The sequence below is a fragment of the Actinomadura rubteroloni genome (assembly GCF_002911665.1).
Classification (GTDB): domain Bacteria; phylum Actinomycetota; class Actinomycetes; order Streptosporangiales; family Streptosporangiaceae; genus Spirillospora; species Spirillospora rubteroloni.
In genome coordinates, this window is record NZ_MTBP01000003.1 from 115499 (window position 1) to 128232 (window position 12734).

Below are 12734 nucleotides of genomic sequence, written 5' to 3' on the forward strand. Positions count from 1 at the left end.
GTACCAGTGGTCCGGCGGGGACGGGCGCTCCCCGTGCGGAACAGGGCAGATCACGCGCCCGTCGTGCGTTGGGGAGGCTGGGTGCCCGGTGAGGTGGTGTCGAGCGACGCGGTGACCTCCGCGCCGTCCGCGAACAGGCCCGGGCCGTCCGGCGGCCCCGGGGAGCGGACGGGCGGGCCGACCGCCGAGACCACCGCGCCCGTCCCGCCGTCCGATCCGGCGACCGATCCGGCGGCGGCGCAGGCCCCGCCGACCGACGACCCGTCCCGGCCGCAACCGGCCCCGATCCCGCCGTCCGCCGCACGGGTGCGCCGCAGGCTCGCGCGGCTGGGCGCGCAGCGGGGATCCGCCATGAACCCCGTCCTCGAACCCCTCATCAAGACCGTCCGGAACACGCATCCGAAGGCGGACGTCCGGCAGATCGAGCGCGCCTACGACGTGGCCGCGCACTATCACCGCGACCAGAAGCGCAAGAGCGGCGATCCGTACATCACGCATCCGCTGGCCGTCGCGACGATCCTCGCCGAGCTGGGCATGAACACCGAGACGGTCGTCGCGGCGCTGCTGCACGACACCGTCGAGGACACCGCGTACACGCTGGACGAGCTGCGCGCCGACTTCGGCGACGAGATCACCGCGCTGGTGGACGGCGTCACCAAGCTCGACAAGGTCAAGTACGGCGACGCGGCCGAGGCCGAGACCGTCCGCAAGATGGTCGTGGCGATGGCCCGCGACATCCGCGTCCTGGTGATCAAGCTCGCGGACCGGCTGCACAACATGCGCACGCTCCGGTACATGCCGCGCCACAAGCAGGAGAAGAAGGCCCGCGAGACGCTGGAGGTCTTCGCCCCGCTCGCGCACCGGCTCGGGATGAACACGCTGAAATGGGAGCTGGAGGACCTGTCCTTCGCGACCCTGTACCCGAAGCGGTTCGACGAGATCGCCCGGCTGGTGTCCGAGCGTGCCCCGCGCCGCGACATCTTCCTGCAGGAGGTCATCGAGAACGTCTCGGCGGACCTGCGGGACTCCCGGATCAAGGCGACGGTCACCGGCCGTCCCAAGCACTACTACTCGATCTACCAGAAGATGATCGCCCGCGACGTCGGGTTCGACGACATCTACGACCTGGTCGGCATCCGGGTCCTGGTGGACAGCGTCCGCGACTGCTACGCGGCGCTCGGGACGATCCACGCGCGGTGGAACCCGGTGCCCGGCCGGTTCAAGGACTACATCGCGATGCCGAAGTTCAACATGTACCAGTCGCTGCACACGACGGTGATCGGGCCCGAGGGCAAGCCCGTCGAGCTGCAGATCCGGACGTGGGGCATGCACCGGCGCGCGGAGTACGGCGTCGCGGCGCACTGGAAGTACAAGGAGGAGACGGTCGGGGGCCGCAGGGCCGCCGACATGCAGTGGCTCCGCCAGCTCCTGGACTGGCAGAAGGAGACCGCCGACCCGGCCGAGTTCCTGGAGTCGCTGCGGTTCGACCTGTCGGTGTCGGAGGTGTTCGTCTTCACGCCGAAGGGCGACGTGATCGCGCTGCCGCAGGGCGCGACCCCGGTCGACTTCGCGTATGCGATCCACACCGAGGTCGGCAGCCGCTGCATCGGCGCCCGCGTCAACGGACGGCTCGTGCCGCTCGAATCCACGCTGGACAACGGCGACACGGTCGAGGTGTTCACGTCCAAGTCGCCGGACGCCGGGCCCAGCCGGGACTGGCTGAACTTCGTCAAGAGCGCCCGCGCCCGCAACAAGATCCGGCACTGGTTCTCCAAGGAGCGGCGCGACACCGCGATCGAGTCCGGCAAGGACGCGATCGCGCGCGCGATGCGCAAGCAGAACATGCCGTTGCAGCGGATGATGTCGGGGGAGGCGCTGCTGGCGCTGGCCCGCGACATGCGCTACCCGGACGTGTCGTCGCTGTACGCGGCCGTCGGCGAGAACCAGGTGTCGGCGCAGAACGTCGTGCAGCGCCTGGTCGACGCGCTCGGCGGCCCCGAGAGCGCCGACGAGGACCTCGCCGAGATCGCGCTGCCGACGCGCCGCAAACGGACCCGTCCCGCCGGCGACCCCGGCGTCGTCGTCGCGGGCGACCCGGACGTGTGGGTGCGGCTGTCGCGCTGCTGCACGCCCGTCCCCGGCGACGACATCGTCGGGTTCGTGACGCGCGGGCACGGCGTCTCGGTGCACCGGGCGGACTGCTCGAACGTGGCGAGCCTGCGCACCCAGCCGGACCGGCTCATCGACGTGAAGTGGTCGCCCGGCGAGGACTCGGTGTTCCTGGTGGCGATCCAGGTCGAGGCGCTGGACCGGCCGCGCCTGCTCTCGGACGTGACGAGCGTCCTGTCCGACCAGCACGTGAACATCCTGTCGGCGTCCGTCACCACGACGCGCGACCGCGTCGCGGTCAGCCGCTTCACCTTCGAGATGGGCGACCCGAAGCACCTGGGCCACGTCCTGAAGGCCGTCCGCTCGATCGACGGCGTGTACGACGTCTACCGCATCACCAGCGGCACGAACCGCTGACCCCGGCGTCGCGGCGCCCGCTCCGGGGCGGGCGCCGCGACGGACGGGTCAGTCCTCGGCGAACGGGTCGGCGTCGATCCCGGCCTCGGCGCGCTGCCGGGCGGTGATCGGGGTGGGGGCGGCGGTCAGCGGGTCGTAGGCGGACGCGGCCTTCGGGAACGCGATCACGTCGCGGATCGAGGACTCGCCGGCCAGCAGCATCACGACGCGGTCCCAGCCGAAGGCGATGCCGCCGTGCGGGGGCGGGCCGAACTTGAAGGCCTCCAGCAGGAAGCCGAACTGCGACTCGGCCTCCTCCTTCGACAGGCCGAGGACGTCGAACACGCGCTGCTGCATCTCCGCGCGGTGGATGCGCAGGGAGCCGCCGCCGATCTCGCTGCCGTTGCAGACGATGTCGTAGGCGTCGGCGAGCGCGCTGCCCGGGTCATCCTGGAAGGTGTCGGCGTACGCGGCCTTCGGCGCGGTGAACGGGTGGTGGACGGCCGTCCAGCCGACCTGCTCGCCGCGCTCGTCCTCGACGGGCTCGAAGACCGGCGCGTCCACGACCCAGACGAACGCCCAGGCGGACGGGTCGATGAGGTCGCGGCGGCGGCCGATCTCCAGACGCGCGGCGCCGAGCAGCTCCTGCGTGGCGTGGCGCTTGCCGGCGCCGAAGAAGACCGCGTCGCCGGGGGCCGCGCCGGTCGCGGCGGCGAGCCCGGCCTTCTCGGTGTCGGAGAGGTTCTTGGCGACGGGGCCGCCGAGCGTCCCATCCTCCTGGACGAGCACGTACGCGAGCCCGCGCGCCCCCCGCGCCTTCGCCCAGTCCTGCCAGGCGTCCAGCTCCTTGCGGGTCTGCGCCGCGCCGCCCGGCATGACGACCGCGCCCACGTACGGGGCCTGGAAGACGCGGAAGGACGTGTCCGCGAAGTAGGCCGTCATGTCGGTCAGTTCGAGGCCGAAGCGCAGGTCGGGCTTGTCCGAGCCGTACCGGGCCATCGCGTCGGCGTAGGTGATGTGGGGGATCGGCCGGGGGATCTCGTAGCCCGCGACGTCCTTCCACAGCCGCGCGACGAGGTCCTCGGCGACGCGCAGGACGTCCGCCTGGTCCACGAACGACATCTCGATGTCGATCTGGGTGAACTCCGGCTGCCGGTCGGCGCGGAAGTCCTCGTCGCGGTAGCAGCGGGCGATCTGGTAGTAGCGCTCCAGGCCGCCGACCATGAGGAGCTGCTTGAAGAGCTGCGGCGACTGCGGCAGCGCGTACCAGCGGCCGGGCTGGAGCCGGACCGGGACGAGGAAGTCGCGCGCGCCCTCGGGGGTGGACCGGGTCAGCGTCGGCGTCTCGATGTTCACGAACCCGTGCCCGTCCAGCACGTCGTGGACGATGAACGACGCCCGCGACCGGATGCGCAGCGCGTTCGCGACGGCCTCGCGCCGGATGTCGAGGTACCGGTACTTGAGCCGGATCTCCTCGTTGACGTTGACGTCGCCCTCGATCGGGAACGGCAGCGGCGCCGCCTCCGACAGCACCTCGATCTCCGTCGCGGCGACCTCGATGTCGCCGGTCGGCAGCTCGGGGTTCTCGTTGCCCGCGGGCCGGATCCGGACCTCGCCGGTGATCCGGACGCAGAACTCCGACCGCAGGTCGTGAGCGGTGTCCTCCTCGCGGAAGACGACCTGGGCGGTGCCGGACGCGTCGCGCAGGTCGATGAAGGTGACGCCGCCGTGGTCGCGGCGCCGCGCCACCCACCCGGCCAGCGTCACGGGCTGCCCGGCGTGCTCCCTGCGGAGCGTCCCCGCCTCGTGCGAGCGGATCATTCGGAAAGCCTTTCCGTCAGCGTCGATGTGATGTCGGTCAGCGGGACGGCCGTCTGGTCCCCGGTGGCCAGTTCCTTGAGCTGGACCTCGCCGCCCGCGATGTCGCGTTCGCCGAGGATCACCGCGTAGGCCGCGCCGGACCGGTCGGCGTCCTTCATCGCGCCCTTGAGCCGCTTGCCGCCGAACGCCATGTCGGCGGCGATCCCGGCCTCGCGCAGCTCGTCCACCAGCGTGAACATCCGCCGCTCCGCGGCCTCGCCGAGCGCGACGCCGAACACCTGGCAGCGGGGCTTGCCGGCGAACGACGAGCCCTCGGCCTCCAGCGCCAGGATGGTCCGGTCCAGGCCGAGCCCGAAGCCGATGCCCGGCAGCGGCGGGCCGCCGATGTCCTCCGACAGCCCGTCGTAGCGTCCGCCGCCGCCGACGCCCGACTGCGCGCCGAGCAGCGGGTGGTCGAACTCGTAGGTGGTGCGGGTGTAGTAGTCCAGGCCGCGCACCAGGCGCGGCTCGTCCTCCCAGGCGACGCCGAGGTCGGCGAGCAGCGCGCGGACGCGGTCGTGGTACTCCTTGCACGCCGCGCACAGGTGGTCGGCCATGAGCGGCGCGTCGGCGACCTGCTCCCGGACGGCCGGGCGCTTGTCGTCCAGGACGCGCAGCGGGTTGATCTCGACGCGGGCGCGGGTGGCCTCGTCCAGGTCCAGCCCGCGCAGGAAGTCCTGCAGCACGGCCCGGTACACCGGACGGCACTCCTTGCACCCGAGCGAGTTCAGCAGCAGCCGCACCCGAGTGAGGCCGAGCGAGCGGTACCAGCGGGCCGCGAGCGCGATCGTCTCGGCGTCGACCTGCGGGTCCTCGGTGCCGATCGCCTCCAGGTCGAGCTGGTAGAACTGCCGGTACCGGCCCTGCTGGGGACGCTCGGCCCGGAACACCGGCCCGGCCGTCCACACCTTGACCGGCAGCCCGCCCTGGCGGTGCAGGTTGTGCTCCAGGACGGCGCGCAGCACGGTCGCGGTGAACTCCGGCCGCAGCGTCAGCGACCGGCCGCCCCGGTCCTCGAAGGTGTACATCTCCTTGCTGACGACGTCGGTGGACTCCCCGACGCCGCGCCGGAACAGGTCGGTGTCCTCGAAGACGGCCAGCTCCAGGTAGCCGTACCCGGCGAGGCGCGCCCGCTCGGCGAACGCGTCGCGGATCGCGGCGAACCGCTCGGCGCGCGGCGGGACGTATTCACTGACCCCCTTGGGGGCCTGGAAGCTCGAACTCACGGTCCCTCAGAATCCCTTGTCCGGCCCGTCGGCGGGCGCCAGCTCCGCCAGGAACGGGTTCGTCGTGCGCTCGCGTCCGATCGTGGTCTGCGGGCCGTGGCCGGGCAGGACGACGGTCGTGTCGGGCAGCGTCAGGCACACCCGCGACAGGCTCGCGAGGATCTCGTCGTAGGAGCCGCCGGGCAGGTCGGTGCGGCCGATGGACCCGGCGAACAGCAGGTCGCCGGTGAACATCACGTCCGGGACGTCGGCCGCGGCGGGCGTCCGGAACGTCACCGAGCCCGGGGTGTGGCCGGGGGCGTGGTCGACGGTGAACCGCAGCCCGGCGAGGTCGAGTTCGGCGCCGTCGGCGAGTTCGCGGACGTCGTCGGGCTCGCTCAGCGTCAGCCCGCCGAACAGCTCCTGGCCGGGGTTCAGTGACAGGCCCTTGGCGGGGTCGGTGAGCAGGTCCCGGTCGTCGGGGTGGATCCAGGCGGGGACGTCCTTGGCGCCGCACACCGGAGCGACCGACCAGACGTGGTCGAGGTGCCCGTGGGTGAGCAGCACGGCGACCGGCTTGAGCCGGTGCTCGCGCAGGACGTCGTCGATCCCGCCGGCGGCGTCCTCGCCGGGGTCGATGATCACGCACTCCGCACCCGCCTCGGGCGCCACGACATAGCAGTTCGCGGCGAACGATCCGGCGGGGAACCCGGCGACGAGCACGGTCGTCCTTTCCTTGGGCCGATCTGGGGCGAGTCCGGCGCCGCCGGTCTCCTCCGACCGCGGGCCTCGCGCCGCCCGGGACGGGCTCTGCCGCCGTCCGGGCGCGGTGTCACCGAGCGTACCGGCGCGACGGTCGCGACCGCGAACGAGATCCCGCGATCGCCGTGTCGGCGCGGTCCGCCGGTACCGCTACTATGCGCTGCACGTTCATTGATCGCGGCGAGAGGGCAGGGCACGTGGCGGGGAAGGACCGCAAGAAGCAGCTCGCACGGCAGCGCTATGAGCGCCAGCAGCAGCGGCTGGAGGCCGAGCGGGCCAAGGCCCGCCGCGTCCGGATCATCGCGGCCGGGGCGGTGGCGGCGGTGATCGCCGCGGGCGGCGCCGCGATCGTCGTGATCACCGGTGGGGACGACAAGAAGGCCGAGGCCAAGGGCAAGTCCGGCGAGTGCGACTACCGCGCCGCGACGAGCGACGCCGGGGCGCCCAAGAACCTTGGGAAGCCGTCGGCCAAGCCGCTCTACCACGGGACCGTCCAGGCGACGATCAAGACGAGCCAGGGCGACATCGGGCTGGCCCTGGACGGGGCGAAGGCGCCCTGCGCGACGAACTCCTTCGCGTTCCTGGCGAAGAAGGGCTACTGGAAGAACAGCCACTGCCACCGCCTGTCCACGAGCGCGGGGCTGAAGATGCTCCAGTGCGGGGACCCGACGGGAACGGGCAGCGGCGGTCCCGGTTACCAGTTCGACAACGAGAACACGACCGGCGCGAAATACACCAAGGGAACGCTGGCGATGGCCAATGCCGGTCCCGGGACGAACGGCAGTCAGTTCTTCCTCGTGTACGGGGACTCGCAGCTCACGCCCGACTACACGGTGTTGGGAAAGATCACCTCGGGTATCGAGAAGCTGCAGGCCGTCGCGGACGCGGGCGTCGCCAAGAAGGGCGACGACGGTACCGGGGAGCCGAAGAAGAAGGTCACGATCCAGGACGTCACGGTCGCCGGGAATTAGGCGTTCGGGATACTAAGGTGTGGAGCGTCTTGGGTCCGTGATCTCCACCGGGCCCGCGAATCAGGAGGCAAGGGTGTCCAGCGCGACCGATCCGTGGGGCCGGGTGGACGACGACGGCACGGTCTACGTGAAGACCGCCGACGGCGGTGAGCGCGTCGTCGGCTCCTGGCAGGCCGGTGCGCCGGACGAGGCGCTCGCCTACTACAAGCGGAAGTACGACGCGCTGGTCACCGAGATCGCCCTGCTGGAGCAGCGCGTGAAGACCACCGACCTGCAGCCGAGGCAGGCCGAGCAGACCGTCCGGCGGCTGCGCGACTCGGTGGTCGGCGCGAACGCCGTCGGCGACCTGGACGCCCTCGTCCGCCGCCTGGACGCCCTGGACGGGCTCGTCGGCCGCCGCGGCGAAGAGGTCAAGGCCCGCCGCGAGCACGCCCGCACCGAGGCCCGCGAGGTCAAGGAGCGCATCGTCGCCGAGGCCGAGCGGATCGCGGCCGAGGAGACGCACTGGAAGAACGGCGGCGAGCGGCTGCGGGCGCTGGTCGAGGAGTGGAAGGCCGCCGAGCGCGTCGACCGGCCGACCGAGGCGGGGCTGTGGAAGCGCCTGTCGGCCGCCCGCAACGCGTTCACCAAGCGCCGCAAGGCCTACTTCGCGACGCTGGACGAGCAGCGCAACGAGGCCCGCCGCGAGAAGGAGCGGCTGGTCGCCGAGGCCGAGGCGCTGCAGGGCTCTACCGACTGGACCGACACCGCCGCCGCCTACCGCGAGCTGATGCGCCGCTGGAAGCAGGCGGGCCGCGCCGCGCGCGAGGTCGAGGACGAGCTGTGGACGCGGTTCAAGGGCGCGCAGGACGTGTTCTTCGCGGCCCGCAGCGCCGTGTTCGCCGAGCGTGACGCCGAGTTCGCGGTGAACGCGCAGGAGAAGGAGAAGATCCTCGCCGACGCCGAGAAGCTGCTGCCGGTGCGCGACGTCCGGCAGGCCCGGCAGGCGCTGCGCGGCATCCAGGAGCGCTGGGAGGCGGCCGGGATGGTGCCGCGCGAGGACCGCGACCGGCTGGAGGGGCGGCTGCGCAAGATCGAGGACGCCGTGCGCGGCGCCGAGGAGTCGGAGTGGCGGCGCACCAACCCCGAGGCGCGGGCGCGCGCCGAGGCGACGGTGACGCAGCTCCGCGGGACGATCGAGCAGTTGGAGAAGCGGCGCGACAAGGCCGTCGCGGCGGGCCGCGACCGGGACGTCAAGGACGCCGAGGAGGCCCTGACCGCCCGCCGCGCGTGGCTGGCCGAGGCCGAGCGCACGCTCGCCGAGTTCTCGTGACGTCGCGGGGCGGGCCGGGCCCGCCCCGCGACGGTCAGGCGCCCCGCTGCCGGAGCATGTCGGTCATCAGGGCGATCTCGGCCTGCTGACCGCGCACCATCGTGCGGGCGAGGCGCTGGACCTGCTCGTCGCCGGTCCGGACGAGGACGGCGCGGGCCATCTCCACCCCGGCCCGGTGGTGGACGATCATCAGCCGCAGGAACAGCACCTCGGCGTCCCGTCCCGAAGCCCGTTCGAGCGCGGCGAGCTGGGCGGGCGTGGCCATCCCCGGCATCGCCTGCGCCCCGGCCGCCCGGCCCGCGTGGCCTTCGTGGCTCATCCAGCGCATCGGGCCGCGCGGATCGGTCTTCGGCGCGCCCCACCGGTCCAGCCACGCCGTCATCATGCCGATCTGCTGGGACTGCGTGGTGGCGATGTCGTAGGCGAGCGTGCGGACGGCGGTGTCGCGTGTCCGGTCCCGGACGGTCAGCGCCATCCGCACCGCCTGCGCGTGGTGGGTGCTCATGTCGCGGGCGAACCCGGCCTCGGGCCCGTCCGGGCCGGCCGCGCCGGAGCGCAGCGCGGGCAGGACGGCGACGACCGCCACGATCAGCGCCGCGAGGACGACCGTGACCCGCCGTGCCGTCACGGGGCGTCCTTGCCGCCCGAGCAGGGGGCGCCGGGCTCGGGCGTCTGCGGCCCCTTCACGAACGCGGACATGAACGCGTCGATGCGCGGGTCGTTCGCGTCGGTGACCTTGAGCTGCCGTCCCCACGCGGTGAGCGCGATCGGTGCGCTCAGGTCCGGGTAGGGGCTCATCAGCGAGTAGTCGACGGCGCGGATCCGGCGGGCGAGCGCGTCCACCTGGGCGGCGGCCAGGCCCGGCCGGTAGGCGATCCAGACGGCGCCGTGCTCCAGGGCGTGGACGGCGTTCTCGTTCCGCAGCGGCGCGGTGTAGACGCGGGCGTCGCAGTTCTGCCACGTCGGGTCGTGGTCGCCGCCCATCGGCGGGCTGTCGGGGTAGCGGACGGGTCCGGTCGTGTGGTTCTGGCTGAGGTCGTCCTTCACGACGAGCCCCGCGATGCCGTCCCCGTCCCCGGCGGGCCGGGACCGGACGAACGCGACGGCGATGGCCGCGACGGCGATCAGCCCGACGACGGTGAAGAAGGCGATGGACCCCCACGGCGTCCGCCGCTCGGTCAGGACGTTCTTGCGCGCGCGGGCGCGCGTGTTCGCTGGCATGACGAAAGATCTCCAGATGCTGGAAGGGAAACGGGCTGGCGGCGGGGGCCGTCTACAGCCGGAGCACCTGGAGCGAGGCGAGCGATGGGGCGGGGGCGGCGAGCGGCGGCGGCAGGGCCAGCGTCCACCCGCTTCGGGCGGGCCGCCGGTTCCCGGCGCGGCGGGGGAGCGCGGCCAGCGCGAACGCCAGCAGGCCGAACAGGACGGGCAGCGCGAGGCAGCACGCGTCCACCGGGAACCCGGGGTGGCCGGACGGCGCGGCTGCGTGGACGGCGCCGTCCGAGACGGACGCCGGAAGGTCCGCCGGGGCGTGCAGGCTGTGCGCGGTGCAGATCTCCCGGGGCGGCGCGTGCCCGAGCCCGTAGCTGAACACCAGGCCCGCCGCGACGAACAGGGCGAGCAGCAGCCCGAGCGGACCGCGCCGGGGGCGCTCGGTCCGGTCGGCGGTGCCGGTCGCGTTCACGTGCGCAGAATACCCGGAACCCGGCCGGACGGTCCCGGGCCGTCGGTGCCGCGAGATAGTGTCGGAGCGTGACGAACCGGCGGGAGACGGGGCAGGCGGACGGCCTTTTCGAGGACCCGTCCGTCCCGGCGGCCCCGCCGGACCCGGCGCCGCGCGCCGAGGTCGCCGAGGTCGCCGACGACTCCGGCGGCCCGCTGGCCGTCCGGATGCGCCCCCGCTCGCTGGACGAGGTCGTCGGCCAGCGCCATCTGCTCGGCCCCGGCACCCCGATCCGGCAGCTCGTCGACCGGGACGTCCCGATGTCGCTGCTGCTGTGGGGCCCGCCCGGCACCGGCAAGACGACGCTCGCCACCGTCGTCAGCCGCGTCACCGCGCGCCGCTTCGTGGAGGTCTCGGCGGTCAGCGACGGCGTCAAGCGCGTCCGCGCCGAGATCGAGCTGGCCCGCAGGGAACTGGGGATGACCGGCCGCCAGACCGTCCTGTTCGTGGACGAGGTCCACCGCTTCAACAAGGCCCAGCAGGACGCGCTGCTGCCCGCCGTCGAGAACCGCTGGGTGTCGTTCATCGGCGCCACCACCGAGAACCCGTTCTTCTCGGTGATCAGCCCGCTGCTGTCGCGGTCGCTGCTGCTGACGCTGGAGCCGCTGGAGGAGGACGACCTGCGCGAGGTCATCGCCCGCGCCCTCGCCGACGAACGCGGCCTCGCCGGGGCCGTCGCGCTCGACCCGGCCGCCGAGGACCACCTGGTCCGGCTCGCCGGGGGCGACGCCCGCCGCACCCTCACCTACCTGGAGGCTGCGGCGCTGGTCGCCCCCGAGGACGGGACGATCGACGTCACGGTCCTGGAGAAGGCCGTCGACCGCGCCGCCGTCCGCTACGACCGCGAGGGCGACCAGCACTACGACGTCATCAGCGCGTTCATCAAGAGCATCCGGGGCAGCGACGTGGACGCCGCCCTGCACTACCTCGCCCGGATGATCGAGGCCGGCGAGGACCCCCGGTTCATCGCGCGGCGGATCGTCGTCCACGCCAGCGAGGACGTCGGGATGGCCGACCCGACCGCGCTGCAGACCGCCGTCGCCGCCGCCCAGGCCGTCGAGCTGGTCGGGCTGCCCGAGGCGCGGATCAACCTCGCGCAGGCCGTGATCCACCTGGCGCTCGCGCCGAAGTCCAACGCGGTGATCAAGGCGGTGGACGCGGCGATGGCGGACGTCCGCAAGGGCCTCGCCGGACCCGTCCCGAACCATTTGCGCGACGCCCACTACAAGGGCGCGGCCCGCCTCGGCCACGGCGAGGGCTACCAGTACGCCCACGACCATCCCGGCGGGGTCGTCCGGCAGCAGTACGCCCCCGACAACGTGGACGGACGCGACTATTACCGTCCCACCCGGCACGGAGCCGAGGCCCGGTTCACCGAGGTCCTTACCCGGATTCGGTCCGTCTTGCGGGGACACGGCGCACAAGGTGGCGTCTGACCGGACGATCATGGCAGGCTGACCGGGCGGGCGAGCGCCCCGGCCCGATCGCCGGAGGACTCCACGTTGGGCGGTTCGTCCCGATAATCTGCTGGGCACGGCCGGTCCCGCCGCGCCGGGCCGCGCCGTTGCGGCCGCGCGGACCAGGACGGCGCCCACGGTAGGGTGCGTTTCCGGCCCGGCCGTGCCGACGCGACGTGCCGACGCAAACCGAACGGATGACCCTCATGCTCACTGGCGGACAGCTCGCAGGTCTCATCGTGGCCGTGTTCTGGGCTGTGCTGGTCTCCTTCCTGGCCTACACGCTGCTGCGCCTCGCGCGGCTGCTCGGCGAGGCCGGCAAGGTCGTCGCGGAGATCGGCGAGCAGGCCGGCCCGCTGCTGGACGACATGAACCGCACCGTGCGGCGCGCCAACGAGCAGCTCGGCCGGACCGACGTGATCACCAAGCAGGTCGCGGGCGTCACGCAGAACGTCTCGGCGGTGACGACCGTCATGACGTCCGTGGTCGGCGGGCCGCTGGTCAAGGCCGCCGCGTTCTCCTACGGCGTCCGCAAGGCGCTCGGGAACAAGGGCGACACCGGACGGCCGCAGCTCCCGCGCGGCGGGGAGAAGGGACGGCGATGAAGCGGCTGTTCTGGCTTTCGGTCGGCGCCGGCGCCGGGGTCTACGCCTCGCACCGGGTGAAGCGGCGGGTCGAGCGGTTCGCCCGCGCCTGGTCGCCCGACAACGTCGCCGCCCGCGCCGTCGCGTCCGGGCAGGACGCGGGGGAGCGCCTGCGGCACCGCATCCGGGACTTCGCCTCCGACGTGCGCACCGAGATGGCCGCGCGCGAGGAGGAACTGCGCGAGGCCGTCCGGCTGGACCAGGCACCGCCCACGCCGGAGGAGGCCGGGCCCCGCCGGATCATCCGCGCGGCCCGCTATTCGATCATCGACGACGACAAGGATGGCCACTGATC

13 protein-coding genes are annotated in these 12734 nt (G+C 73.0%); 6 read left to right on the forward strand and 7 right to left on the reverse strand.

Features of this window, described 5'->3' with window-relative positions:
- Window positions 1-50 precede the first annotated feature (50 nt).
- Window positions 51-353: a hypothetical protein gene (locus BTM25_RS30455; protein WP_235828561.1), complete on the reverse strand. Its 303-nt coding sequence runs from the start codon at window positions 351-353 to the stop codon at window positions 51-53.
- Here BTM25_RS30455 and BTM25_RS21930 point away from each other — a divergent pair.
- On the forward strand, window positions 352-2526 hold the full coding sequence (locus BTM25_RS21930) for a RelA/SpoT family protein (RefSeq protein ID WP_235828562.1): 2175 nt from the start codon (window positions 352-354) through the stop codon (window positions 2524-2526). The two genes, BTM25_RS30455 and BTM25_RS21930, sit on opposite strands and share 2 nt — an antisense overlap.
- A gap of 48 nt (window positions 2527-2574) precedes the next feature.
- On the opposite strand, the gene aspS is transcribed toward BTM25_RS21930, so the two are convergent.
- Genes aspS through BTM25_RS21945 form a run of 3 tightly spaced genes read right to left on the reverse strand, consistent with a single transcriptional unit; the run spans window position 2575 to window position 6293 of the window.
- On the reverse strand, window positions 2575-4326 hold the full coding sequence (aspS, locus tag BTM25_RS21935) for an aspartate--tRNA ligase (RefSeq protein ID WP_103564886.1): 1752 nt from the start codon (window positions 4324-4326) through the stop codon (window positions 2575-2577).
- Window positions 4323-5591, reverse strand: a complete 1269-nt coding sequence (gene hisS / locus BTM25_RS21940; protein WP_103564887.1) for a histidine--tRNA ligase — start codon at window positions 5589-5591, stop codon at window positions 4323-4325. Before hisS ends, aspS begins: the two co-directional genes overlap by 4 nt.
- Before the next feature lie 6 nt (window positions 5592-5597).
- Entirely contained in the window at window positions 5598-6293 is a 696-nt protein-coding gene (locus BTM25_RS21945) for an MBL fold metallo-hydrolase (RefSeq protein ID WP_103564888.1), read from the reverse strand.
- 236 nt (window positions 6294-6529) lie between these two features.
- Between BTM25_RS21945 and BTM25_RS21950 the strand changes: the two genes are divergently transcribed.
- The gene (locus BTM25_RS21950) at window positions 6530-7303 is read left to right on the forward strand and encodes a peptidylprolyl isomerase (protein WP_103564889.1); all 774 of its coding nucleotides are present in this window, start codon (window positions 6530-6532) and stop codon (window positions 7301-7303) included.
- A gap of 73 nt (window positions 7304-7376) precedes the next feature.
- Window positions 7377-8615, forward strand: coding sequence for a DUF349 domain-containing protein (locus BTM25_RS21955; RefSeq protein ID WP_103564890.1), 1239 nt, complete (start codon window positions 7377-7379; stop codon window positions 8613-8615).
- 34 nt (window positions 8616-8649) lie between these two features.
- Here the strand turns inward: BTM25_RS21955 and BTM25_RS21960 are convergent, their stop codons facing one another.
- Genes BTM25_RS21960 through BTM25_RS21970 form a run of 3 tightly spaced genes read right to left on the reverse strand, consistent with a single transcriptional unit; the run spans window position 8650 to window position 10299 of the window.
- Window positions 8650-9243 carry a DUF305 domain-containing protein gene (locus BTM25_RS21960; protein ID WP_168212204.1) on the reverse strand — a complete coding sequence of 198 codons (594 nt, stop codon included), beginning with the start codon at window positions 9241-9243 and terminating at the stop codon, window positions 8650-8652.
- On the reverse strand, window positions 9240-9836 hold the full coding sequence (locus tag BTM25_RS21965; RefSeq protein ID WP_103564891.1) for a DUF3105 domain-containing protein: 597 nt from the start codon (window positions 9834-9836) through the stop codon (window positions 9240-9242). Before BTM25_RS21965 ends, BTM25_RS21960 begins: the two co-directional genes overlap by 4 nt.
- A 52-nt stretch (window positions 9837-9888) precedes the next feature.
- Window positions 9889-10299, reverse strand: coding sequence for a hypothetical protein (locus tag BTM25_RS21970; RefSeq protein ID WP_103564892.1), 411 nt, complete (start codon window positions 10297-10299; stop codon window positions 9889-9891).
- Between the two features lie 206 nt (window positions 10300-10505).
- Between BTM25_RS21970 and BTM25_RS21975 the strand changes: the two genes are divergently transcribed.
- The 3 genes from BTM25_RS21975 (at window position 10506) to BTM25_RS21985 (ending at window position 12732) form a co-directional block, all read left to right on the forward strand.
- Window positions 10506-11774 (forward strand): replication-associated recombination protein A, encoded by a 1269-nt coding sequence (locus BTM25_RS21975; protein ID WP_235828602.1) that lies wholly within the window; start codon window positions 10506-10508, stop codon window positions 11772-11774.
- Window positions 11775-12001: 227 nt separating this feature from the next.
- Window positions 12002-12400 carry a DUF948 domain-containing protein gene (locus BTM25_RS21980; RefSeq protein WP_103564893.1) on the forward strand — a complete coding sequence of 133 codons (399 nt, stop codon included), beginning with the start codon at window positions 12002-12004 and terminating at the stop codon, window positions 12398-12400.
- Entirely contained in the window at window positions 12397-12732 is a 336-nt protein-coding gene (locus BTM25_RS21985) for a hypothetical protein (protein ID WP_103564894.1), read from the forward strand. The genes BTM25_RS21980 and BTM25_RS21985 overlap by 4 nt, the downstream gene beginning before the upstream one ends.
- Window positions 12733-12734 lie beyond the last annotated feature (2 nt).